Origin of the sequence: Clostridium cadaveris, assembly GCF_020911725.1 — a bacterium.
GTDB classification, from domain to species: domain Bacteria; phylum Bacillota; class Clostridia; order Clostridiales; family Clostridiaceae; genus Clostridium_X; species Clostridium_X cadaveris.
This window is the reverse complement of the sequence record NZ_CP076620.1, coordinates 3087465-3111917: the sequence shown is the minus strand read 5'-3', so window position 1 is coordinate 3111917 and position 24453 is coordinate 3087465. Positions and strand designations below refer to the sequence as shown.

Here is a 24453-nt window from a genome sequence, read left to right as displayed (position 1 = left end):
TATACTCTCGTTTTTTATAAGTTTTAAAATATCTAGAGTAGTTGTTAAATCCTACTCTAAATATTTTTTTCGCATACTACTATAAATGGCATAGATTCTAATGGTTTAAATTCATCACCTTTAAAGCTTCCATATGTAGCTATTACGTTAAAACTAGAGCTTTTCAACATTGACATTAACTCATCAGGTTTTATAGGAAGTAGCTCTATGTTGTTTACAAACTCACCATTATCAGGAGTTTTTAAAATGGTATTAAAAGTGATTTTATTTCCATTATGAATATAATTTCGTATGAATTCTATTCCCACATCTTCATTTTTTATAGTTGGAAGACATGAGAGATTTTTTTCAAATATTCTATGATAATTTATTATTTGGATTACTAACCTTCCTCCAGTTGGTAAAAGGTCATTTATGGATGAAAGTAAACTTTTGATTTCATCAGCTGAGTTTAAATGTACTAGTGAATTTCCTATGCAAAATATACTGCTGAATTCATCATTTGCAAAGTAATTCTTTAGGTCTAACATGTTGCCAACTATAAATTTCGAATTAAGATGTTCTTCAATAGCTTTTTCTTTAGCTTTTTTAATCATTGCTTCATCTAAATCTAAGCCAGTAACATTTATGCCATTAGCAGATAATCCTAAGGTATATTCACCGCTGCCACAGGCCAAATCTAAGACTTTTTTATCTGACTTAAGATTAGCCTTTAAAAATTCTAGAGTTGAAGGATTTAAAGGGAATATGTACTTATAGTACTTTGATAATTCATGATAAAATCCCATTGAAATCACGACCTTTCTATGATACTTATAATATAAGTATATGCTGATTTTTAATTATTTAAAGTATATATTTATTTTATTAGCAGAAAACTTATAAAGGAGACGGTGGAGGAGATGGAAAAATTAATCGTACTAGGAACAGGAAATGCTATGGCTACAAAATGTTATAACACATGTTTTTCAATAACAGATGGTGAAGAATATTTTTTAGTTGATGCAGGCGGGGGTAATGGCATATTTTCCATGTTGGACAAGGCTAATATTAAGGTTTCAAAAATTCATAATATGTTTGTAACCCATGAACATACTGATCATGTACTTGGTGTTACATGGATAATAAGAAAAATTGGAACTATGATTTTAAATGATAAATATGAAGGTAATTTTAATATATATTGTCATGAGGATTTGGAGAATACTATAGTTACAATAGCAAAATTAACTCTTCAAAAGAAAATTACAAACTTGTTTGGCAAGAGAATAATCATTTATCCGGTTAAGAATGGAGAAAAGAAAAAAATACTTGATTACAATATAACTTTTTTTGATATTTACTCCACTAAAGCAAAGCAGTTTGGGTTTACTATGAAACTAAAAAATCAAAAAACACTTACTTGCATGGGAGATGAACCTTATAATTCTTTATGCGAAAGTTTTATTAGAAATAGTAACTGGCTTTTGAGCGAAGCTTTCTGTCTTTATGGTGACAGGGAAAAATTTAAGCCTTATGAGAAACATCACAGCACAGTAAAGGAGGCTTCAGAGCTTGCTGAAGAACTGAATATAGAAAATTTAGTTCTGTGGCATACTGAGGACAGCAAGATAGAGGAAAGAAAAGAGCTTTATACTAATGAAGGAAAAGAGTATTATAGAGGTAATTTGTTTGTACCCAATGATCTTGAGGTGATTGAACTTTAAAATGATACCACTAGTTTAAATAAGTACATACTAGGTGGACCTTACTAAAGTTACCAAATGATTATAAAATGTATATAATGTATGTAGAGCGTAAATATGGAGGTAGAAAATATGAAAATTGGTGTTTTAATGGGTGGAATTTCTAGTGAAAGAGAAGTTTCATTAAAGAGCGGAGAAGAGGTTTTTAATAATTTAGATAGAGAAAAGTATGAAGTAGAAAAAATAATTATAGATAAAAAAATGGATGTACTTGAAAAATGCAAGGATATAGATTTAGCATTTTTAGCATTACATGGTGAGTTTGGTGAAGATGGATCAGTTCAAAATTTATTAGAAACTATGGGAATACCTTATACTGGAGCAGGAATGTTATGCAGTGCAATATGTATGAGTAAAGATGCTTCAAAGAGAATGTTAAAGAGCGAAGGAATATTAACTCCAAACTGGTATACAGCAAGACGTGGTCAGGAAATAGAGTATGATGTTATAGAAAAGATTGGGTATCCAATGTTTGCAAAACCTAACTGTGGAGGTTCAAGTGTTGCGACTTTTAAGGTGACAAATAGAGAAGAGCTTGTTCATTCTATAGAGGAAGGATTCAAATGGGATGAGGAAGTCATAATAGAAGAATTTATAAAAGGTGAAGAGATAACTTCTTTTATAATGAATGGAGAAGTTTACCCAACAATAAGAATAACTGCAAATAAGGGGGATTTCTTTGATTTCGCATCTAAGTATGATGATGGCGGTGCAAGTGAGGATATAGTATATTATCCAGCAGACGTTCAAGAAATGATAAATGATATAACTAAAAAATGTTACAGATTATTTAATTGTCAAGTGTATGTAAGAATTGATATGATATTAAGAGAAGGAAAAGCATATGTCCTTGAGCTTAATACATTACCAGGAATGACAAAGAACAGTTTGATTCCAAAGAGTGCAAATGCAAAAGGACTAAGCTACAGTGGACTTCTAGATAAAATAGTAGAATATTCTGTAAGGGTGAGAGGATGTTCAAGGATTTAATATTTGTTGATGGTACAAGTAAATATGTGCAAATTGCAGATCATATAACAAAGCTCATAGAGGATGGGATGCTCATTGAAGGGACAAAGCTCCCTTCCTCTAGGGAGCTTAGTTCTATTTTAGGGGTTGGGAGAAATACTATAGTTGAAGCATATGGAATCTTAGAAGAAAAAGAATTTGTAGAAACTTTAAAAGGAAAAGGAACCTTTGTCTTGGGAAATAAAATTAAGATGAAGAGTAACTGGCACATAGATTGGAATACTAAAACAAACAGATATGCTGAAATAGCTGAACAGTTGGATATAGTTAAAAGTGAAGATAAATGGAAGCATGGAATGATATCTTTCAAAAGTATATCTCCACCTGGAGAACTATTTGATATGGAAGAGTTTAAGCGAGCTTTTTTAAATAGAATTTCCATAGAAGAACACAAGATTTTGAATTATGGTTATGCCATAGGATATAGACCATTTCTACAGTATCTAAACAGCTATATGATAGAGAAGGGAGCATGCTCAAAAAACAAGGATATAATAGTAACCAATGGATTTACAGAGGGACTGGATATGCTTTTGTCAGCCTTCACAAAGCCAGGAGACTATATATTATGTGAAAATCCAACTCATAACACAGCTTTAAAGATAATGAAGACTCATGAATTAAATATAATAGGCGTTGATATGATGGAAGATGGTCTAGATATTGATGACCTTGAAAAGAAGATAAAGGATAGAAACATAAAATTTGCTTATTTAATTCCTTCTTATCATAATCCAACTGGAGTTGTGATGTCTATAAGCAAGAGAAATAAAGCATACAATATTTTAAGGGAAAATAATATTCCAATAATAGAAGACGGATTTAATGAAGAGCTTATATATGAAAGTTCTCATGCTATACCTCTGACAACTATAGATGGAGAAAATAATGGAGTTATATATCTTGGGAGCTACTCTAAAATATTGTTTCCAGGATTGAGAATTGGCTGGATTTATGGTGATAAAAGGGCTATTGAAATACTAGAAAGTGTTAAGAGATGCCGAAATATACACACATCATTCTTAGATCAAGGTATACTATATGAGTTTTTAAAAAGCGGAGCTTTTGAAAAATATATAAAAAAAGTAAGGCGTGTTTACAAAGAGAAGTACGAATTTACAAAAGAGTGTATAGAAAAAAATATAAAGGAAGCAGAAATATGGGGAGAAGGCGGACTTCATATGTTCCTTAAGATAAAAGGAATAGATACAAGACAGCTTTTAAGAGTATGTTATGAAAAAGGAGTCATCTTCATGCCAGGAGATGTATTTTATATAAATAGAGAAGAAAATAGCACTCTTCGCTTAGGATTTACAAGGCTATCTTATGAAGAAATAGAAAAAGGTATAGAAATAATAAAAGAGGCATTAGAAACTATTAAGAAACAGCAAAATTGTGGTAAAATGTAGTAAACATATCATTTATAGTGTAAAGGAGAACGTTATGGAGCTAAATTGCATAAAAAATTCAGTTCAAGAAGTTGCAGAAGCTATAGCTGCTGTTTTGCATGTTGATGTAACTATAATAGACCACAATTTTAAAAGGATAGCCTCCACTGGAAATTATAAAACTAGAATTGGAGATAAACTTCCTTCAAAATGCCTTTACGAATATGTTATGAATGAAAAATCTCCTCATTATGTAGAGAGAAATGCTAAGTCACATGGGAAAAATTCAATATGTGATAGCTGTGAAGCTAGCAATACTTGCAAGGAAACGGCAACAGTGGGTTATCCTATAATGAATGGTGATCAAGTTGTTGGAGTAATAGGTATAAATATTTTTGACGAAGAACAGTGTAATAATATATCAAGTGATTTAAATTCTATGATAAAATTTCTTGGAAGATTGAGTTCACTTTTAGTAGGAAATATACACTATCTTGAGACTATAGATAAGCTTCAGATTCATAAAAAAGAAACTAATCACATAATGAATGGATTGAGCAATGGCGTAGTATGCGTTGATGATAAAGGTTATATCAAGTATATAAATGAAAAAGGAAAAAGACTTTTAGGCATAAAAGATGAAAATGAAGATATAGACATAAGAGATGTGTTAAAAGAGATAAATTTAAAATTTTTAGAAGAGAACGGTGGAGCTTCGTTTTTAGAAGTTCATGGATCAAATAATAAACATCTTATGATAAAAGGAAAACCTATAACTATTCAAGGAAAGACAGTGAGCTATATAATACAGCTTACTAAGAAAAGTGAAGAGGTTAGGGCTGCTTATAAACTCTTTGTAAACTCTAAAGAGGTAAGATTTGATGATATAATTGGAGAAAGCAAGGCTATAAATTCGGTAAAAGCATTAGCAAGAAATGTTGCAACCACTAATGCTACTGTTCTTATTCAAGGGGAAAGCGGTACTGGAAAGGAACTTTTTGCAAGAGCTATACATTCTGAAAGTCCAAGACATAATGCACCATTCATAGCGGTAAACTGTGCATCTATACCGGACAATCTTTTGGAAAGCGAATTTTTTGGATATGAAGGTGGAACATTCACAGGAGCTAGAAAAGAAGGGCACACAGGCAAATTTGAACTTGCAAATGGAGGAACCATATTTTTAGATGAGATTGGAGATCTTCCACTGCATCTTCAACCTAAAATTCTAAGAGTTCTTCAAGAACAGAGTTTTACTAAGATAGGCGGAAAAGAGGAAATTCATGTGGATGTTAGGATAATTGCCGCCACTAACAAAAATCTTCAGGCTATGGTGAGCGAAGGTCAGTTTAGAGAGGATTTATATTATCGTTTAAATGTAATTCCACTATATCTGCCATCATTAATTGATAGAGAAGAAGATACTCTTCTTTTGAGCAGCTATCTTTTAAATAAGTATTGTAAAAAGTATGATGTTGAGGAAAAGAGATTTTCAGAAGAAGTGAAGGCTGCTTTTAGAGTCTATAGATGGCCGGGAAATATAAGAGAGTTAGAGAACATAATAGAATATCTAGTCAATGTTTCAAAGGATACTGTTATAACTGAAGAATGTCTTCCTGCAGTTCTTAAGAATATAGATAAGACTTCAAAAAAATGCGCTATGAGTTTAAAAGATAGAGTAAATGAATATGAGAAAAATCTCTTAAAATCTATGTTGAATAATTATGGAGATAATGCTGATGGAAAGAATAAGATATGCAAAGAATTATCCATAGATTTATCTACACTGTATAGAAAACTTAATAAGCATGATTTGCAATAATGCGAAAAGTTTGCAATAATGCGAAAATATAAATTATGATATAAGAGTCTTTGTTATTATAGGTTTATAACCTTGAAAACAAAGGCTTTTGCTTTCTTTAGGAGATAATAGCAGTGAAAGATAAGGAAAAATATAAAGAGGAAAAAATATATGTAAAGGTTTTTTCGCATTTATGCAAAAAGTGATTTTGAAGAATCTAATAAATACAAGGTGTTTGTCTTGGCACGGAAATTGCTTTATTAATTTATAAATATAATAAAGCTTGGATTAAGGGGAGATTAAATATGGATAATATATGCAAGGAAGATATGATAGATAGATTATTAGAAGTTGTAAAATGTGAAACAAAACCTGCTATAGGATGTACTGAGCCTGTTGCGGTAGCCTTAGCTGCTGCTACTGCGAAAAAGTACTTAAAAGAAGACTTTAAAGAAGTAAATGTTAAAGTAAGTAAAAATATATTTAAAAATGGAAAGAGTGTTACAATACCAAACACTCATGAATGTGGAATAGGAATATCTGCAGCTCTAGGAGTGATATGTGGAGATAGTGATTCAGGATTATTGGTATTTAAAAATGTTAATGATGATTATGTAAAAAAAGCAGAGGAAATTATAGAAAAAAATATGGTAAAAGTGTCTCACTTAAATGAAGGAGACTCAGTATATGTAGAGGTTAATTTAGTTGGAGAAAACAACAGTAGTACTGCAATAATAAGAGGCGCACATACTAATCTGGAAAAGATAATTGTAAATAATGAGATAATATTTCAAAAAGAAGCTGTAGAAGATAAGAAAGTTGATTCTTCTTTCATAAAAGAACTTACAGTAGCCGAAATAAAAGAAGTTGCAGAAAATATAGAAATAGAAAAATTAGAGTTTATAAAAGATGGAATCAAGATGAATAAGAAAGCAGCAGAGGAAGGATTAAAGAAAAGTGAAGGGCTTAAATGGGGAGTTTCTCTATTAAACTTACAAAAAGAAGGAGTTATAGCAAAGGATTCTGCAAATACTGCAAGAATACTTACAGCAGCTGGAGCTGACCTTAGAATGAGTGGTGGGAATTATCCTATAATGACTAGTGGAGGAAGCGGAAATCAAGGTTTAGGTGTAATACTTCCAATAGTAGTAGTCGCTGAGGAGAAAAACATTCCAGAAGAAAAAGTTCTAAGAGCTGTATTCTTTGCACATCTTATAAACCTATATGTAAAGAAACATACAGGAAAGCTTTCAGCAATGTGTGGATGTGCTATAGCAGCAGGGATAGCTTCATCAGTAGGAATAACTTGGATGCTTGGAGGAAATGAAGAGCAGATAGAAGGAACGATACAAAATATGCTTGCTAATCTTACTGGCATGGTTTGTGATGGTGCAAAAGAAAGTTGTGCTATAAAGCTTTCAACTTCTTCGGCAGAAGCTGTATTAAGTGCATACCTTTCATTGCATAACACAGTGGTGCCAGTTAAGACTGGTATCATAGGAAATAATGTAGAAAAAACTATAGAAAACTTAGAAGTTTTGTGTAACAATGGCTTTACGCAGGTAGATGACGCAATGATAGATATATCATGCAACCAATAATTATTACATTATGATATACTTAATTTATTAAATGCATATATAAAATAAGGCTGATTAAGATTGGGGGATTTTAATATGTCTAATTATGAAAAGATGATGGAAAGAACTAAATGGTTTAGAGAAGATAGATTTGGAATGTTTATACATTGGGGATTATATACTATACCAGCAAGAGGTGAGTGGATAAGGTGCTCAGAGAAAATGAGCAAAGAAAAATACGAAGAGTACTTTAACGAGTTTGATCCAACACAATATGATCCTAAAAAATGGGCTAGGCTTGCAAAGACAGCAGGTATGAAATATGCTGTAATGACTGCAAAACATCATGATGGGTTTTGCCTTTTTGACAGTAAGTACACAGAATATAAAAGTACTAATACTAAGGCAAAAAGAGATCTTATAAGAGAATATGTAGAAGCTTTTAGAGCAGAAGGAATAAAGGTAGGAATATATTATTCTCTTATAGACTGGCATCATGATGACTATCCGCATTATGGAGATATGTATCACCCAATGAGAGATAATGAAGCTTTTAAGGATGTAAAGCATGATTTTAAAAATTACCTTAAATATATGCATAATCAAATAGAAGAATTAGTTACGAACTATGGGAAAATAGATTTGATGTGGTTTGATTTTTCTTACGGTGACATGGTAGGCGAAAAATGGGAAGCTACAAAAATTGTAGAACTTGTTAGAAAACATCAACCTGGTATATTGATAGATAACAGAATGGGAAGTGCGGGAAATAATATGATGGCTGGCGGAATAAGAGATGAGGAGCCATGTATATATGCTGGAGATTTTGCATCACCAGAGAAGATAATTCCAATAGAGCCTATAAAGAATAAGGCTGGAAAGCAGATTCCTTGGGAAGCTTGCGTTACAATGAATGATAACTGGGGGTATTCTTCAAAGGATAAGAATTTTAAGTCACCAGAAACTCTAATAAAGACATTGGTTAACTGTGTAAGCAAGGATGGAAATCTTCTTTTAAATGTAGGACCAAACAGTAAAGGTGAGATACCAGAAGAGAGTGTAGATATATTAGAGAGTATAGGAAAGTGGATGAGATATAATAGCGACAGTATATATGGGTGCGGATCAAGTTGTTATGAAAAACCACAATGGGGAAGATATACTCAAAAAGGAAATAAATTATATGCTCATATATTAGAAGAACCAATTGGACCTGTTTATTTTGAGGGCATGAAAGAATCGATAGAAAAGGCGAGGTTTCTAAAGGATGGTTCAGAACTTAAAGTAGAAACTCCATGGAATGCAGAAGAATATAAAGATTATGGGTTTATAACGCTTCCAAGCCATGTCTTTAAGACTAACTATCCTGTAGTGGTTGAGCTGACTATAAAATAAATACTTAGCTTTAGGTGAAATTTTAATTTCATCTGATAAAATAGGAGAGATGAATATCTGTGGATAGAACCATAATGCATATAGATATGGATGCTTTCTTTGCATCTGTGGAAGTGATGGATAACCCGAGACTTAAAGGGCAACCAATAATAGTTGGAGGAACAAGCCAAAGAGGGGTAGTGGCTACATGTTCTTATGAAGCTAGAAAATATGGAGTTAGAAGTGCAATGCCAGTATTTAAGGCTAGGGAGCTATGCCCTAATGGAATATTTCTACCAACTAGACATTATAGGTACTCAGAGGTTTCGAAATATATATTCAGCATCTATAATGAAGTTACTCCATATGTAGAACCTCTTAGTATAGATGAGGCTTATCTTGATATAAGTCATCTGAAAGAAAATCCTATTGATATAGCAAAGTATATAAAAGGTAAGATTTACAGAACAACTTCACTTACTTTATCTGTAGGAATATCCTACAATAAGTTTTTAGCAAAATTAGCTTCGGATTGGAATAAGCCTAATGGATTAAAGATAATAACTAAATATATGGTACCTGAGATATTATTTCCGCTGCCAGTATCTAAGGTATACGGATTAGGTAAAAAATCCGTTAGTAAGCTTAATAATATAGGTATATTCACAGTGGAAGAGCTATATAATCTTTCTTATGACATGTTTATAGAACTCTTCGGTAAATCTGGAGTTGACATATATTATAGAATAAGAGGCATAGATGACAGATTGGTTGAAACAATAAGGGAAAGGAAATCTGTAGGACGTGAAACAACCTTGAAGAATGATACTTCTGACAAAGAAGAATTAAAAAAGTATATATTATGTTTTTCAGAAGAGATCGAAAGAACATTAAATATAAAAAATTTATCAGGAAAGACTATAACGTTAAAGATAAAGACAAGTTCTTTTGAAAATCACACTAGAAGTAAAACCTTGTACAAATATATATGTGACAAAGAGGATATATATAAAGAAGCAGAAGAAATATTAGAAGGTTTAAATTTTCAGGAGAATATAAGGCTTATAGGATTATCTATAAGTTCTTTGGAAGAAAAAACTTTAGAGCAGATGAGTTTCTTTTAGAAATACTATAAAACATATGGAACCAGCATTTAGAAGCTGGTTCCTTTTTTATACAACAAATTGATAAAATAATAACGTACTTTTGCTATAGCTATAACTCAATTCAATAGAAATTGCAAATCAGTAATATAAATATAATACGACAAATATAGCAAAATAATGCATAAAAAGTGATAAAAAGCTGTATTTCAGTGAAATTTACATGAAAGACTTAATTGATATAAAATAAAAAGCTGATATAATAAAAATGCGAGAAAATATAAAAATGATAAAAGTGAAAAAAATATCAAATTTATATTCAGTAAACTTAAGTTTTGTTATTCTGAATGTGATGAATCTGAAGTAAGAAATGCATTAAAGAAATAAATTGAGGAAAGATAGCTAAAGCAGAAGACGTAATTGAGAAACACAATATATTATTTTCATACAAGTAGAGATTAAGTTGAATTATGGAAGAATGTTTCTTAAAAAGATAGGAATTAGACCTATAGAGGTTTAATATATAATTATCCATGATTTCATTTCATAGAGAATAGATTAATCAAAGGAAAAGGAAGTGAAGAGCAATGATTAAATTAATAGGTATATTAATTATTGTAGTAGGATTTGCATTGAAACTAGATGCAATAGGAATAGTAATGGCAGCAGGTATCACTACTGGATTAGTAGGTGGTATGGATCTTCGAGAAATTTTATCTACGTTAGGTTCGACATTTGTATCAAACAGATATATGGCTATGTTTATAATAACCTTGCCAGTAGTAGGAGTTTTAGAGAAAAATGGTTTGAAACAGGTGGCGGGAGATCTTATAGCAAAGATGAAGAAAGCAAGCCCAGGTCTTATAAGTTCTTTATATACTGTAATAAGAGGTTTTCTAGCAGCATTCAATGTAAACTTAGGAGGAGTTGCTGGATTCATAAGACCAGTAGTAAATCCTATGGCAGAGGCTTCAATTGAGAGATATGGAAAGAAGCTAGATACAGAGGACGCAGATACAGTAAAGGCAATGAATACAGCAGCAGAAAATATAAGCTGGTTTTTTGGTCAATCATTATTCATCGCAGGTTCAGGACTGCTTTTAGTTAAGGGTACATTAGAACCATACAATTATATAATAGACCCAGTTCAAGCAGTAAGAGCAGAGATACCAGTATTTATAACAGCATGTGTGGTATCAATCATTTACTTCATGTTCTTAAACAAGAAATTAATGAAGAAATATAAGCAGCTATAAAAATACTAGAAAATGAGGTGATGAAAAATGAGTAACAAAGATATAATAATGGAAGTAATATATGTAGCATGTGGTCTTATGTCAGCTTATGTTGGATATAGAGCATTAGCGGATAAAAATCAGAAAAATAAAATCGGAACAGCAGTATTCTGGCTGGCTTTAGCAGCTTTATTAGCCCTAGGAAGATGGATGTCTCCAGTTGTAGCAGGAATATTAGTAGTTATAATGACAATACCACCTATAATAAAGAGAGTAAGCCCAGGAGTAAACAAGGTTATACCAGAAGAATATAAGAGAAAAATGGCAGATAAGCTTGGATTAAAAGTATTTATTCCAGCCCTTACTATGGGAATGCTTGCTTTAATAATTGGAATAGCATTACCAAAACTAGGAGCGTTAGTTGGATTAGGTTTTGGTATATTAGTATCAGCTATAATTATATTAATAATGTCAAAAGACAGCCCTACTGTAGTACCAATAGAAGGTAAGAAGCTTTTAGAGGCTGTAGGACCATTATCAATATTACCACAGCTTTTAGCTTCATTAGGTGCAATATTTGCAGCAGCAGGAGTAGGTGATGTAATATCAGGAATGGTAAGTAACATCGTACCAGAAGGAAATGTGACAGTAGCTATAATCGTATATGCTGTAGCTATGGCATTATTTACAATGATAATGGGAAATGCTTTTGCAGCATTCTCAGTTATAACAATAGGTATAGGAATACCATTCATATTACAATATGGATTAGATCCAAATGTAGTTGGAATGATAGGCTTAACAAGCGGATACTGTGGAACACTTATGACACCAATGGCAGCAAACTTTAATATTGTTCCAGTAGCAATCCTTGAAATGGAAGATAAATATGCCGTTATAAAGAAGCAGATACCATTAGGACTTACACTTCTTGTAGCTCAAATTATCATAATGATGATTATGGCATAATAAAATATAGAATTAAAAAACTCCTTAAGAGGGAGCTTTGGATTATTTAAGATTTTAATATAGAATGAAGGCAAAGACGCTTCAATATTTCAAATTAGAAATTTTGAAATTTATTTGCCTTCATTTTTGTTTTATTCAGTATATATTAACGTTTCTCACCAATATATAGTGGATCTACTATGACTCCAATGGAGGATGCTTTAATAAGTGGGGTATCTATCAACTGTTTTAATTCTGATTTTGTTCCGTGGACGATGACTCCAAGGATTTCGGCATCTTCTATTTTTGTTTTACCATTTGAAATTATCTTATCATATAGGGCTTTGTGTTCAGGAAGAGAACTTTTATTTAAGGTATCTACTATCTCGTCGTAGCCTTGAGTATATGGATTATAGGTGAAACCATTATGTGCCATAGGTAATGAAAGTCCTATAGTTTCACTTTCAGAAACACCATTTGCTTTAGCGTCATAATTATCTATCTCATACTGATATTCCTGCATTTTTTTATCAGTAAATTCATTCAACCACATCCAAGTTACATTTACAGGTTTCAATTTATTTTGAATGATAGATAAATCGGTTACTTTGTAGGGTTTATCAAAGGAGATTGCCATTTCTATTAATTTTCCATCAGGTATTTTTTCTATATCAGCTAAATCATTTTTATATTCTTTATACTGAAGTTCTGGATGAAAAAATAACATCTTTTTATATCCGTTTTCCCAAAAGGATACCGGCCACTGAGATGCAATATGATAACCACCGCCATTTAATACAGAGTAATTTATTGGAGGGAGTATACCAAATGAAGAATTTTTATCTTCTAAGATAACAGGTTTACCATTCATATTTTTAGCTATCTTATAAGTTCCAGTACCACCTAAAAAACCTATAATAGTATTTGATTCGCTTATATAACCATTAGGAATTGATAATTTTACATAAGCATCATTTTTCTCGTACTGTTTTTTACTAAGATTTAGACCTACCAATATATTCAGTAAGCTTACAATTATAAAGATAATTAAAACTACTCCAATTATCTTTAATATGGACTTAACCTTTGCTTTTCTTATAGATTGCTTTAATTTTTTATCATCAAATATATCATCAATATCACTCATAGATTTTATTCCATTCCTCCTTAAATTTATTTCTTGCTCTATACAAGTAAGTTTTTACCATGTCTTCATTTAAACCTAAAAGAGCAGCAATTTCCTTGTAGCTTAAATCCATTTCGTATTTAAATATCAGTAAAGATCTATATTTTTCATTTAGATTACTGAGCACATTATTTACTTCTACAGATTTTTCTTCACTTAAGACTGCTCTCTCAACAGAAGTATCGCTTACCAGCTGAGTATAAAAATTTTCTTTTATTATAATATCTTTGTCCATCTTTCCTCCTCTTTTATTTTTTAAGGCCTTATGTATATAAGACAATTCTATAAGTAGAATGTATACAAAAACTAAAAATATTTTTTTGATTCTAGGATATTATAAAGCTTTCAGATAAATTACTATTATGAAGAAAAGAGTAAAGATTAAGGATTGAAAACAGTTTTTAGAAAACTTAACTTACAGTACATTAGTGTAAGATATGTTATAGATTTTATTACTCACTTTTTAATGTTACAACAACAATTTCAGGTCGATTAAATACTCTAAATGGGAAAATGCTATTTCCTAAACCTCTGCTTACAAACATAGTTGAGTTGGCATTTTTATAAGGACCACTTGTATATTTGGGAAAGAATCCTTGGTCCGGTGCAATTAATCCGCCTAAAAAGGGAAGTCTAATTTGTCCGCCATGAGCATGACCAGAAAAAATTAAATCTATGTTGTTTTCAATATATAGAGAAAATAACTCAGGACGGTGGGAAAGTAATATTTTATAATTTATATCGTTTGACCACTGTTTTAGTTGTAGTTCTAATTTTTTAGTGTTTGTACCATCCAAGTAATTTGAAGTAAGAAAATCGGGGTCTGACAAACCAAGGAGTTGTATTGAGTTCTCACCTTTTAAGAGTTCAAGAGAAGTATCATCTAAAATTAAAACTCCAGCATCTTTTAGAGATTGTTTGATTTGATCATATTTGCCTGACCAAGCCTCATGATTGCCAGATACATAATAGATTGGAGCAATATCAACAGCTTTATTTATAAAACACATAGCTGTATCTAAATCAAATCTTCGTCTATCTATTAAGTCACCAGTAATAACGATGATATCAGGGCTGGAAGCTTTAATTTTTTTTATAAGATAATCTTGATTTTTACCAAACATTTTATTGTGTAAATCAGAAATGTGAAGAATTTTATACCCGTGGAAAGCAGATGGAATTTTTCGACTGCGATGAGTATAGTTTGAAATTACAATGCTATTATTTTGCAAAAAGCAAAAGATAGCAACTACAATAAAGAACACACTGAATTCTATAAATAATTTAATTTTGGCAAGTTTTTTCATTTCATAAACCTCACAAGAAATATATTGATTTTTCATGAAAGCTATATATTAAAACTATTATAACATATTTTGTAAAATAATAGATTTTTAAAAAGTAGTTTAAGATGTATTTAGGATAATATTAAAAAAGTAGTGAAACCTAATAAGATTTCACTACTTCTATCTTTATTGTTTTATTTCAGTCCAGATGTAATCATATAATTTTTTGCTTTCACTAGGCAAGTCAGTATAGATTTCACATCTGTCCATTATTTCTTTAGGCATATAAGCATTAGGATTATTTCTAACTTCTTCAGGCTGCTCTAATCTCGCTTCTTTATTTGGAGTTGTATAGCCTATTTCATCAGCTATTCTAAGAGCGCTTTCTTTATCACTTACAAAATTTATAAATTTTTCAGCAGCAGATACGTTTTTAGCATTAGCAGGTATACATAGGCTGTCAATCCAGAAGTTAGCACCTTCCTTAGGTACAATATAAACTAAATTAGGGTATTCATCTTGAAGATTTAAACCTTCACCAGACCAAATCATGTTTATATCAGTTTCACCAGCTGGAATCATTGTAGTTCCATTATCAACTCCATAGATTGGATTAACTAACTTTCTTTGATTTATCAGTAACTGTTTAGCCTCTTCAAGTTCCTTAGGATTAGTTGAATTTAGAGAATAGTTTAATTTTTTTAAGGCTGCTCCAAGAGTATCTCTGTAGGTATCAAACATGAATATTTTATCTTTATACTTTTCATTCCACAATATATCCCAGCTATCAACATTTTCTGTTACAACATCTTTATTGTAAATAAGTCCAACAGTTCCGAACATATAAGGTACAGAATATTTGTTGCCTGGGTCTATTGATAGATTTAAATAATCTTCTTCCATTTGAGATATATTAGGGATACTGTCTTTATTTAATTTTTGAAGTAAATTTTGATCTATCATTCTTGGCATTAAGGCATCAGATACTAGAACTACATCATATTTAGTACCTCCCTTGCTGAGCTTTTGATACATTGTTTCCATGTCATCAAAAGTTTCAATATTAACTTTTATGCCATACTTATTTTCAAATTCTTCCACAGTTTCTTTGTCTATGTTTTCTCCGTAGTTAAAGAAGTTTATTTCTTCAGCTGTTTTTTTAGTACAGCCTACAAAAAATACTGTCATTAGAACCATACAAATTGATAAACTTAATAATTTAAATGATGATTTCATAGTGTATTTTCCTCCGTGTATTATTTGGGTTATAAATATTCTTCTGAATTATAGCATTGTTTTACATATGTGTCTAATATGGCATTACTATTTATTAGGCACAAAGTTAAGTTCTTTCTTAGGACCATCATCGATATGTTGGAGATTAAATAGGGTGCTAATTTCATATCCTATCATTTTTCCATCAACTTCTTTTCCGTTGATTTCCTTGATACTTAATACATTCCAGCTGATCACTTTATAACCTATACCATAGTATTGTGTAGTTCCACCATCTTTTGCTATAGAAACAGGAATTACAAAAATGGGCTGTTCATCATTAGCAACTAATCTAGAATCAACATTATAAGCAAATATTGAAAAGATAAAAATGAGGATACAGAAGACTAATACTTTATGGTGTTTTTTTGTGATCAAATATATTACCTCCAAATTTAATATTGAATATACTCATATTCTATTATTAAATAAATTTTATCATAACTACTAATATTTAACTATCCAATTTTTTGAGAACAAGCACATGGTTTTTATATCAATATAGAATGAATCTTATATATAAAAAAGTTACTTTATATAAATAAATTGTGGAAGTTATGAAGATAATATTATTGAGGTGATACTAATGAAAAAAAGAATTTTTACATTTATATGTTCATTAATGTTGTTTTTCTCAATTTTTACATCTACAGCATATGCTACTGAGTTCATACAACCATCTAATCAAATATATAAAGCTGGAATTTACCAGCTTAATCAAAATGATAAGTATACATATAATTTAATGTATCAATTTACAGAAAAAGATAAGAAATCTGCAATAATTGTTTTAGATGATAATTATGATATTGTATATAAAAATGTTAACTGTCATAGAAAATGTAATGCAGGGACAATAACAAATAAAAACACTATAGTTGTAGTAGGCGATAGTGAGGTAGGACTTTATTTTACTAAACTTGATTAAAATCTTAAAAAAATATTCTTCGAATATATCGGAGAATATTTTTTATTTATTCTATTTTTTAAATTTTAATTTTAGGAAGTTAGAATTAATAACTTTTTCTATGAGTTTAGGCTGGATAAGGGGATAAGTTAATTGGTTAGGAATCTGTGAAAACAGGACGACTTTTTCTATTTCAGATGCTGGGATATCATCAAATCGAATAATTTCAGCATAATAGAGCATACCAAATGATTCTTCGCCAGTCTCATTAACCCTTGTTTTACCTATAACTGAATATATAGAAACCGGAAACAAATTAAACTCAACTGCACCTGTTTCCTCAAAAAGTTCACGCTTTGCTGTATCGATTATTTTTTCATTTACTTCTCTATGTCCACCAGGTATTTCATAAGTGCTTCTTTCTTTGTGCTTGCAAAATACCCATTTTCCATTAAATTGAGATACAATTACTGCAAATTTAATTTTTTCATCATTTATGGAATCGTAAAATTTAACGTTAATCATTTTGCCTCCTATAAATCCCTATTTGTTCCCTTATTAAATAAATTATATCATGTTTTAAGTGGTATTATTTGATTTTAAAAGAACATCTATGTGACAATAATATAAAGATAATTAATAATATAAAGTTGAATTCTGTATTAAAAGGAGTGTTTTCTATGATGGATTTAGCACTTTTAGGCTGCGGTGGAAGCATGCCTATGACTTATAGAAGATTATCATCAATGCTTATAAATTTTAGAGGAAGAAAAGTTCTCATAGATTGTGGAGAAGGAACTCAAGTTGCAATAAGGTCTATAGGTTGGGGATTTAAAACTATAGATTATATATGCATAAGTCACTTCCATGGTGACCATACTGTAGGTATACCTGGACTTTTAGGTACTATAGGAAACAGTGGGAGAACAGAGCCTTTAACCATAATCGGACCAGAAGGGATAAAGGCTGTTATAGATGGACTTCGAGTTATATGCCCATATCTCCCTTATGAGGTAAGAATAATAGAAGCACCAAAGGAAAGTATAAATTTATATGACAACATGAAGCTGGAAACTTTAGAGCTTAAACATAGTGCACCATGTATAGGCTATAGGTTTGATGTTAAGAGAAGAGCAAAGTTTTCTGTAGAATCTGCTGAGAAGAATGAGGTTCCAAAGATTTTGTGGAGCAGACTTCAAAAGGGGGCGGATTTGGAATATGAAGGAAAAATCTATAAGCCATCAATGGTTCTAGGGGAAGATAGGGAAGGCATAAGGTTATCTTTTATTACCGACAGTAGACCATTAGTAACTATTCCTACTTTTATAGAAAATAGCGACTTATTTGTGTGTGAAGGAACTTATGGAAATGATGATGATAGGGTGAAAGCAATAGCTAATTGTCATATGACATTTAGAGAGGCTGCTGAGATTGCTAAAGAGGGAAAGGTAAAGGAAATGCTTCTAACTCATTTTAGTCCAGCAATGATGTTGCCAGAGCAGTATATAATGAATGCTAGAGAAGTATTTGAGAACACAGTCCTTGGAGAAGATGGATTAATTAAAAACTTAAGTTTTTAATAATTTTGAGAAGGATATTTACAATTTTAGAACTTAACAGTATAATAGTGATTAATATAATAAAAGGCTATGAAAAAGAAGAGTATATGAATATTTTCTGCAAAGAGAGCTGATAGATGGTGGGAGTTCAGTGAGAAAGTTCATAGAAAGAAGCTTTGGAGCTATGGCTGAAAGAAGATTTCGTAGTAGGTCATGGGAGGCACCCCATATATGCGATAAAGAGAGTTTTGCTTATATTTTAAGCAGGCTAATTTAGGTGGTACCGCGGATAACAGTCTTTCGTCCTAATATAGGATGATAGGCTTTTTTTATTTTTAGAAATAATATTATCATATAGAGTAAGGAGAGATGAAACTATGGATTACAAAGCATTAGCAGACAAAATGCTTCCACAAATTACAAAAACATCAGAATACTATTTAGATAAGTACAAGAAGAGAAACTTAAAAGAGGGTGCAAAAGTTACAAGATTTGCTCCATCACCAACAGGATTCCAGCATATAGGTGGAGTATTTGCAGCTTTAGTATCAGAGAGACTTGCAAAGCAAAGTGACGGGGTTTTTATACTAAGAATAGAAGACACTGACCAAAAGAGGGAAGTTAAGGGAGCTATAGCAGATACTATAGCAACAATGCACAACTTCAATATAGATTTTGATGAAGGTATGACAGGAGAGTATGAAGAGAAGGGTGACTACGGTCCATATAAGCAAAGTGAAAGAGGAGAAATCTATCAAACTTTTGCAAAGGGATTGATAGAAAAGGGATTAGCTTATCCATGTTTCTGTTCATCAGAAGATATAGACGCTATAAGAGCAGAGCAAACTGCTATAAAAGAAACTCCAGGATATTATGGAAAGTGGGCTAGATGTAGAGATATATCACCAGAAGATGCTATAAAGAGAATTGATAGTGGAGAAAAATTTGTAATAAGATTAAAATCTCCAGGATCACCAGATAGAAGAAAAGAAATACATGACTATGTAAAGGGAGATGTATCATTCCCAGAAAGTCTACAAGATGTTGTAATCATAAAATCTGATGGACTTCCAACTTATCATTTTGCTCATGCTGTTGATGATACATTAATGGGAACAACTCATATAACAAGAGGAGAGGAGTGGCTTCCATCACTTCCAACTCATGTTCAGTTATTTGAAGTTTTAGGCTTCCCTCTTCCAAAATATTGTCATATACCAACTATGATGAAGATGGATGGAGAGTCTAGAAGAAAGCTAAGCAAGAGAAAAGACCCAGAAAGTGCTGTAACTTACTATAGAGAAGAAGGATATCCAAATGTTTCAGTTTTAGAGTACCTATTAAATATAATTAACTCTAACTTTGAAGATTGGAGAGCTGAAAATCCAGAGGCTCCTTACACTGACTTCCCAGTATCTCTTGACAAGATGAGCAACAGTGGAGCATTATTTGATATAGTAAAACTTCATGATGTAAGCAAAAATGTAATAGCAAAGATGCCTGCAGATAAAGTTTATGACTTATATACAACTTGGGCAAAGGATTACGACAAAGAGATGTATGATCTTCTAACTAAGTATGAAGATAGAGGAAGAGCTCTATTCAATATAGACAAAGAAGGTCCAAAACCAAGAAAGGACTTTGGAAAGTGGAACGAAGTAAGAGAAAAAATATTCTACTTCTTTGATGAATTATTCTATGATGAGCCAAAGGAAAATTTAGAGCTTCCATCTAAGATAGACTTAGAAGAATGCAAAAATCTTATAAGAGAATATAAAGAAGTATTCGATATATCAGGAGAGCAAACTGACTGGTTCGCAGGACTTAAGGAATTTGCAGTAGCTCATGGATATGCAGCTGATAGAAAAGCTTACAAGAAGAATCCAGAAGAGTTCAAAGGTATGGTATCTGATGTGGCAGCAGCAGTTAGAGCGGCCGTAACTCACAGAGGAAATACTCCAGATCTTTATACAATAATGAAGATTTTAGGAAAAGAGAATGTTAAAGAAAGATTTGAAAAGTTTTTAGATTTATAATATAAGAGAATCACTCCAATAGTTTTATATTGGAGTGATTCTCTTAATATGAGATGGAATAGCATATAATTAAGTATGTATATTATTGTAGTAGGAAGCGATTAGATTGGGAAAGATTATAGATGCACATTTACATTTACCAGTAGACGAAGAACTTCATAGTTTTGAAGACAAAAAACAAAGGCTTATTAAGGAACTTAATAAGAATGGAATATTAGGGGCTGTAGTTATAGCTGATTCTGTGGAACCAAGTGATATTGGTACTAACGACCAGTGTATAAGATTATTTAAGGACAAGAAATATATACATATCATAGCTGGTATTAGTGTATTTTATAAATATGAAGATAATTTAGAGAAGTTAGAGAAATATTTGAAGAATAAGGATATAGTAGCAATAAAGATATATCCAGGTCATGAAAGATTTTATATAAATGATTCGAGGCTTATAAAAGTGTATAACTTATGCACAAAGTACGATGTTCCAATAGCTATTCATACTGATAGAAGTGTTTATGCAACTCCTTATCTGATGTCTAAATTGGCATTAACATATCCTAAACTGAAAATCGTCTATTGTCATATTGGATTCCCCAATATTTATGAAAGCTATATATTTACAATGGACAAAGATAACATATATTATGATATTTCATCCGTAGCTTACTATGATGATACGATAGAAAATTCAAAGGGCATAATATCACAAATAGTTAGAGAGAAAGAAGACAGAGTAATTTTCGGAAGTGACTATGGTGGATGTAGTATGAAAGCTCATAAGGATTTTGTTGAATCATTAGATATAACATATATGCAAAGAGAAAAGTTATTTCACATAAATGCAGAGAAGTTGTACAAACTAGAAACCTAAAGACGAAAGGAGTTTTTACACATGTTTAGTATTGATAGTGTAGTTGAGCTCTTTAATCAATATAATAATATTGCTGTTTTAATATCTCTTCTTATAAGCATAGGTATAGCATTATCAGGAGTTATTCCTTCAGTTTTTGTCACAGGAGCAAACATATTATTTTTTGGACCTATAAATGGATTTTTAATTTCACTTTTAGGAGAAACAATAGGGGGATATATAACCTTTAAAATTTATAGGCTAGGATTTAAGAAAAAAGCTGAATTCATAAGCGATAAGCATAAGCTTTTAGATAAACTAGTAAATAGTGATGGTAAGAGGTCAGGCATGCTTATTTTTGAAGGAAGACTAATACCTTTTATACCAGCAGGCTTTGTAACTCTTGCTGCTTCTCTTAGTAATGTAGGTGGAGTAAGATTTACTATAGCTACATTTTTAGGAAAGATTCCATCTATAGCTCTAGAGGCATTAGTGAGTTATGATATTATAAATATTAGTGAAAACTATATAAGGCTAGGTATAACTTTAATATCACTGCTGCTATTATGGTTTACAATAAGAAGAAAAAAATAAATAATTAGAATTTGCACCTCATATTGAATTATGAGGTGTTTTTTCTTGTAATTAGAAGTTTGAATAATTACATAAACCCATAGGCCCTCATATATACATATAGTGTGTATAGAAACAATCATTGTAAGTACAATTGGTATTTTAGGTGATTTATTGGGGGAATGGACATGGGGAACATAAAAATTATTGCATATAGTCTTATAACGACTATATTTGTTAGTGTATGCTGCACTGGATGTAAACATAAGAATGAGGATTCAAGTGAAAAAGAAGCAGTATGTTATGCTGTAAATATTCCAAATACAAAGCCTTCTAAAGAAATTAATGATGGGGAAAAGTTAATAGAGCGGTTTGTAAATTTGAAGATTAATAATGTAGAGCGAATAAATTTTGATGTGATAGGTGCTGAAAATTTAGATAAGAATATAGTATTTCATGAATCATATACTAGGCTGGAAGGAGTTACGACCTTTAGAGGAAATAATTATAGGACATCACCTTCCTATGGAAAATGTGAGATTAAAGAAAAGAAGCTTGAGGCTCAATGGAAATTTACTACTTCATCAAGTACCTGGGGAGGGGGAGCTGGATGGACTGGACAGCCTTCTATAGTTAAATGGCCAGAATCACTTAGAAGATCTATGAATATAAAGGATGAATTCAAAGAAAACAAGGATTTCACAGAAGTTATATATTCCTCTTTAGATGGAAACATATATTTCTTAGATTTAGAAACGGGAAAACCTTCAAGGGACAAGGTATATGTAGGTAATCCTATAAAGGGAACATTGACTATAGACCCAAGAGGAATACCTTTATTGTATGTTGGTGAAGGAATAAATGAACGTGATGTAGTTGGACTTAATATATTTAGTTTAATTGACGGTAAAAAGCTTTATGAACTAAGAGGATGGGATGGAAATGCATATAGGGGATGGCCAGCTTTTGATTCTTCACCGCTCATACATGCTGCCACAGATACATTGATTGAAGGTGGAGAAAATGGGATTTTATATATTATGAAGTTAAATACAAATTATGATGCTGATGCGAGCAGTATATCAATTGAACCTAAAATTACTAAGTATAGGTATAGAATTTCAGAATCTCAAGGACTTCTAGGAATAGAGAACTCCGTAGCTATATATAGTAACCTTCTATATTTTGCAGACAACAATGGATATATACAATGTATAGATCTAAATACAATGAAGCCAATATGGATGTTTGATAGTGGGGATGATACAGATGCATCCATAACTATAGATGTAGAAAATAATATTCCTTATTTATATACTGGAACAGAAGTAGATATACAAGGAGCGAAAGGGGTATCTACTCTTAAAAAGATAAATGGACTTAAAGGAGAAGAAGTATGGTCAAAGAAAATGCAGTGTGAATCTCTTATAGGGAATGATCCTGTAAATGGAGGACTTCTTGCTACAAATATCATTGGAAAAAACAAATTATCTGATAGAGTTATATTTTCATTAGCTAGATATAAAGGATTTAATAGAGGGGCTGTCATATCTATGAGTAAAACCTCTGGAGAAATTCTTTGGGAAACAGAGTTAGACAATTATATGTGGTCGTCACCGGTAGATTTTTATGATGAAGAAGGCAATGGATATATAATTCAATGCGATTCTGCTGGCAATATGTTTTTAATGGATGGGATTACTGGAAGGATATTAGATAAAGTGAATCTTGGTTCCAACATAGAATCTTCACCAGCAATCTTTAATAATAAGGTAGTTGTAGCAACAAGAGGGGGACTTATATGCAGCGTAAAGATAAAATAGAAAGATAAATGGAACTTTTTATTAAATCTATAGTTTGCTATAATCTATATTAAAGTAAATGAGGAAAGAAGGGTCTTACATGTCTACAAAAAGTAAGGTACAAAAGCCTAAATTTATAGATGAATTTGAAGAAGTAGATAAAATATATAGAAATGACTATTTAGATAAGATACAAAATAAATTAATCAAAAACTGTACAACATCGGAAATAAGCGAAAAAGGAGTTGAGATAGACTCCTGTATATTTAAAAATGTTGTATTTGAGGAATGTGAATTTCCTAATATAGATATCATAGACTGCAGATTTGAGAACTGTGATTTGTCAAACGTTATGTTTTCAAATTCTAGTATGAAAAGAGTGGAATTTGTAGGATGTAAGCTCATAGGAGCTAAGTTTGATGAAAGTAGCTTAAAAGATGTTTTGTTTGAAAATGTCATAGGAAAATATATGAATTTTTCATTCTCTAAACTTCAATCTTTAAATATCATTGAAAGCAATTTTAATGAGGCAGTATTTCAAGAGGTAAAGCATAAAGCTTTGACATTTGTTAATTCAGACTTAAGTGCCAGCTATTTTAATGGAACATCTCTAAGTAAAATAGACTTTACTACTTGTGATATAAATGGAATTAATGTGGATATATCAGCGTTAAGAGGGGCAATAGTAACTCCTATGCAAGGGTTAGAACTTACTAGGCTTTTAGGTCTTGAAATTAAATAAAGATCATATAAAAAATACCATATTACTATGTAAA

Annotated in this window: 23 protein-coding genes and 1 other annotated feature; of the genes, 16 read left to right on the top strand and 7 right to left on the bottom strand. The window is 31.3% G+C overall.

Features of this window, described 5'->3' with window-relative positions; translation table 11 throughout:
• Positions 1-56: 56 nt before the first annotated feature.
• A complete protein-coding gene (locus tag KQH81_RS14960; RefSeq protein ID WP_074845220.1) occupies positions 57-788 on the bottom strand; it encodes a class I SAM-dependent methyltransferase in 732 nt (243 codons plus the stop codon).
• Positions 789-902: 114 nt separating this feature from the next.
• Here KQH81_RS14960 and KQH81_RS14955 point away from each other — a divergent pair, with 114 nt between their 5' ends.
• From KQH81_RS14955 to KQH81_RS14915, 9 genes are all read left to right on the top strand, one after another.
• On the top strand, positions 903-1706 hold the full coding sequence (locus KQH81_RS14955; RefSeq protein ID WP_230028462.1) for an MBL fold metallo-hydrolase: 804 nt from the start codon (positions 903-905) through the stop codon (positions 1704-1706).
• Between the two features lie 111 nt (positions 1707-1817).
• A complete protein-coding gene (locus KQH81_RS14950) occupies positions 1818-2735 on the top strand; it encodes a D-alanine--D-alanine ligase (RefSeq protein WP_027637746.1) in 918 nt (305 codons plus the stop codon).
• A complete protein-coding gene (locus KQH81_RS14945; RefSeq protein ID WP_027637745.1) occupies positions 2720-4183 on the top strand; it encodes an aminotransferase-like domain-containing protein in 1464 nt (487 codons plus the stop codon). Before KQH81_RS14950 ends, KQH81_RS14945 begins: the two co-directional genes overlap by 16 nt.
• Positions 4184-4217: 34 nt before the next feature.
• The gene (locus KQH81_RS14940) at positions 4218-5984 is read left to right on the top strand and encodes a sigma-54 interaction domain-containing protein (RefSeq protein ID WP_027637744.1); all 1767 of its coding nucleotides are present in this window, start codon (positions 4218-4220) and stop codon (positions 5982-5984) included.
• Positions 5985-6268: 284 nt separating this feature from the next.
• Complete coding sequence (locus tag KQH81_RS14935) at positions 6269-7564, top strand: L-cysteine desulfidase family protein (RefSeq protein WP_230028460.1); 1296 nt, start codon at positions 6269-6271, stop codon at positions 7562-7564.
• 75 nt (positions 7565-7639) lie between these two features.
• The gene (locus tag KQH81_RS14930) at positions 7640-8938 is read left to right on the top strand and encodes an alpha-L-fucosidase (RefSeq protein ID WP_230028459.1); all 1299 of its coding nucleotides are present in this window, start codon (positions 7640-7642) and stop codon (positions 8936-8938) included.
• Between the two features lie 59 nt (positions 8939-8997).
• Positions 8998-10041 (top strand): DNA polymerase IV, encoded by a 1044-nt coding sequence (locus KQH81_RS14925; RefSeq protein ID WP_074845239.1) that lies wholly within the window; start codon positions 8998-9000, stop codon positions 10039-10041.
• A gap of 566 nt (positions 10042-10607) precedes the next feature.
• Positions 10608-11276 (top strand): DUF969 domain-containing protein, encoded by a 669-nt coding sequence (locus KQH81_RS14920; protein WP_027637740.1) that lies wholly within the window; start codon positions 10608-10610, stop codon positions 11274-11276.
• A gap of 27 nt (positions 11277-11303) precedes the next feature.
• Complete coding sequence (locus KQH81_RS14915) at positions 11304-12224, top strand: DUF979 domain-containing protein (protein ID WP_027637739.1); 921 nt, start codon at positions 11304-11306, stop codon at positions 12222-12224.
• A gap of 145 nt (positions 12225-12369) precedes the next feature.
• Here KQH81_RS14915 and KQH81_RS14910 read toward each other — a convergent pair whose 3' ends face one another.
• The 5 genes from KQH81_RS14910 to KQH81_RS14890 form a co-directional block, all read right to left on the bottom strand.
• Entirely contained in the window at positions 12370-13350 is a 981-nt protein-coding gene (locus KQH81_RS14910) for an anti sigma factor C-terminal domain-containing protein (RefSeq protein ID WP_230028458.1), read from the bottom strand.
• Positions 13343-13669, bottom strand: a complete 327-nt coding sequence (locus KQH81_RS14905; RefSeq protein WP_268254209.1) for an RNA polymerase sigma factor — start codon at positions 13667-13669, stop codon at positions 13343-13345. Before KQH81_RS14905 ends, KQH81_RS14910 begins: the two co-directional genes overlap by 8 nt.
• A gap of 172 nt (positions 13670-13841) precedes the next feature.
• Positions 13842-14696 carry a metallophosphoesterase gene (locus tag KQH81_RS14900; protein WP_230028456.1) on the bottom strand — a complete coding sequence of 285 codons (855 nt, stop codon included), beginning with the start codon at positions 14694-14696 and terminating at the stop codon, positions 13842-13844.
• Between the two features lie 165 nt (positions 14697-14861).
• Positions 14862-15911, bottom strand: a complete 1050-nt coding sequence (locus KQH81_RS14895) for an ABC transporter substrate-binding protein (RefSeq protein ID WP_027637736.1) — start codon at positions 15909-15911, stop codon at positions 14862-14864.
• Positions 15912-15998: 87 nt separating this feature from the next.
• Entirely contained in the window at positions 15999-16328 is a 330-nt protein-coding gene (locus tag KQH81_RS14890; RefSeq protein ID WP_051196161.1) for a hypothetical protein, read from the bottom strand.
• A 208-nt stretch (positions 16329-16536) separates the two neighbouring features.
• On the opposite strand from KQH81_RS14890, the gene KQH81_RS14885 reads away from it, so the two are divergent.
• Complete coding sequence (locus KQH81_RS14885; protein WP_027637734.1) at positions 16537-16878, top strand: hypothetical protein; 342 nt, start codon at positions 16537-16539, stop codon at positions 16876-16878.
• 51 nt (positions 16879-16929) lie between these two features.
• Here KQH81_RS14885 and KQH81_RS14880 read toward each other — a convergent pair whose 3' ends face one another.
• Complete coding sequence (locus KQH81_RS14880; RefSeq protein ID WP_099336141.1) at positions 16930-17382, bottom strand: NUDIX hydrolase; 453 nt, start codon at positions 17380-17382, stop codon at positions 16930-16932.
• Positions 17383-17537: 155 nt separating this feature from the next.
• On the opposite strand from KQH81_RS14880, the gene KQH81_RS14875 reads away from it, so the two are divergent.
• The 6 genes from KQH81_RS14875 (at position 17538) to KQH81_RS14850 (ending at position 24419) form a co-directional block, all read left to right on the top strand.
• On the top strand, positions 17538-18437 hold the full coding sequence (locus KQH81_RS14875; RefSeq protein WP_230028455.1) for a ribonuclease Z: 900 nt from the start codon (positions 17538-17540) through the stop codon (positions 18435-18437).
• A 60-nt stretch (positions 18438-18497) separates the two neighbouring features.
• Positions 18498-18727, top strand: a binding site (T-box leader).
• Between the two features lie 66 nt (positions 18728-18793).
• On the top strand, positions 18794-20452 hold the full coding sequence (gltX, locus tag KQH81_RS14870) for a glutamate--tRNA ligase (RefSeq protein ID WP_027637731.1): 1659 nt from the start codon (positions 18794-18796) through the stop codon (positions 20450-20452).
• 106 nt (positions 20453-20558) lie between these two features.
• On the top strand, positions 20559-21323 hold the full coding sequence (locus tag KQH81_RS14865) for an amidohydrolase family protein (protein ID WP_035770299.1): 765 nt from the start codon (positions 20559-20561) through the stop codon (positions 21321-21323).
• Between the two features lie 21 nt (positions 21324-21344).
• Positions 21345-21896, top strand: coding sequence for a TVP38/TMEM64 family protein (locus tag KQH81_RS14860; protein WP_027637729.1), 552 nt, complete (start codon positions 21345-21347; stop codon positions 21894-21896).
• A 167-nt stretch (positions 21897-22063) separates the two neighbouring features.
• Entirely contained in the window at positions 22064-23698 is a 1635-nt protein-coding gene (locus KQH81_RS14855; RefSeq protein ID WP_168972039.1) for a PQQ-binding-like beta-propeller repeat protein, read from the top strand.
• A gap of 79 nt (positions 23699-23777) precedes the next feature.
• Positions 23778-24419: a pentapeptide repeat-containing protein gene (locus KQH81_RS14850; RefSeq protein ID WP_168972038.1), complete on the top strand. Its 642-nt coding sequence runs from the start codon at positions 23778-23780 to the stop codon at positions 24417-24419.
• Positions 24420-24453: the final 34 nt, after the last annotated feature.

Excerpts from the sequence above, each read along its gene's own strand:
- KQH81_RS14960 (WP_074845220.1), bottom strand. The coding sequence starts at position 788 with ATGGGATTTTATCATGAATTATCAAAGTACTATAAGTACATATTCCCT.
- KQH81_RS14955 (WP_230028462.1), top strand. The coding sequence starts at position 903 with ATGGAAAAATTAATCGTACTAGGAACAGGAAATGCTATGGCTACAAAA.
- KQH81_RS14950 (WP_027637746.1), top strand. The coding sequence starts at position 1,818 with ATGAAAATTGGTGTTTTAATGGGTGGAATTTCTAGTGAAAGAGAAGTT.
- KQH81_RS14945 (WP_027637745.1), top strand. The coding sequence starts at position 2,720 with ATGTTCAAGGATTTAATATTTGTTGATGGTACAAGTAAATATGTGCAA.
- KQH81_RS14940 (WP_027637744.1), top strand. The coding sequence starts at position 4,218 with ATGGAGCTAAATTGCATAAAAAATTCAGTTCAAGAAGTTGCAGAAGCT.
- KQH81_RS14935 (WP_230028460.1), top strand. The coding sequence starts at position 6,269 with ATGGATAATATATGCAAGGAAGATATGATAGATAGATTATTAGAAGTT.
- KQH81_RS14930 (WP_230028459.1), top strand. The coding sequence starts at position 7,640 with ATGTCTAATTATGAAAAGATGATGGAAAGAACTAAATGGTTTAGAGAA.
- KQH81_RS14920 (WP_027637740.1), top strand. The coding sequence starts at position 10,608 with ATGATTAAATTAATAGGTATATTAATTATTGTAGTAGGATTTGCATTG.
- KQH81_RS14915 (WP_027637739.1), top strand. The coding sequence starts at position 11,304 with ATGAGTAACAAAGATATAATAATGGAAGTAATATATGTAGCATGTGGT.
- KQH81_RS14910 (WP_230028458.1), bottom strand. The coding sequence starts at position 13,350 with ATGAGTGATATTGATGATATATTTGATGATAAAAAATTAAAGCAATCT.
- KQH81_RS14900 (WP_230028456.1), bottom strand. The coding sequence starts at position 14,696 with ATGAAAAAACTTGCCAAAATTAAATTATTTATAGAATTCAGTGTGTTC.
- KQH81_RS14895 (WP_027637736.1), bottom strand. The coding sequence starts at position 15,911 with ATGAAATCATCATTTAAATTATTAAGTTTATCAATTTGTATGGTTCTA.
- KQH81_RS14885 (WP_027637734.1), top strand. The coding sequence starts at position 16,537 with ATGAAAAAAAGAATTTTTACATTTATATGTTCATTAATGTTGTTTTTC.
- KQH81_RS14880 (WP_099336141.1), bottom strand. The coding sequence starts at position 17,382 with ATGATTAACGTTAAATTTTACGATTCCATAAATGATGAAAAAATTAAA.
- KQH81_RS14875 (WP_230028455.1), top strand. The coding sequence starts at position 17,538 with ATGATGGATTTAGCACTTTTAGGCTGCGGTGGAAGCATGCCTATGACT.
- gltX (WP_027637731.1), top strand. The coding sequence starts at position 18,794 with ATGGATTACAAAGCATTAGCAGACAAAATGCTTCCACAAATTACAAAA.
- KQH81_RS14860 (WP_027637729.1), top strand. The coding sequence starts at position 21,345 with ATGTTTAGTATTGATAGTGTAGTTGAGCTCTTTAATCAATATAATAAT.
- KQH81_RS14855 (WP_168972039.1), top strand. The coding sequence starts at position 22,064 with ATGGGGAACATAAAAATTATTGCATATAGTCTTATAACGACTATATTT.
- KQH81_RS14850 (WP_168972038.1), top strand. The coding sequence starts at position 23,778 with ATGTCTACAAAAAGTAAGGTACAAAAGCCTAAATTTATAGATGAATTT.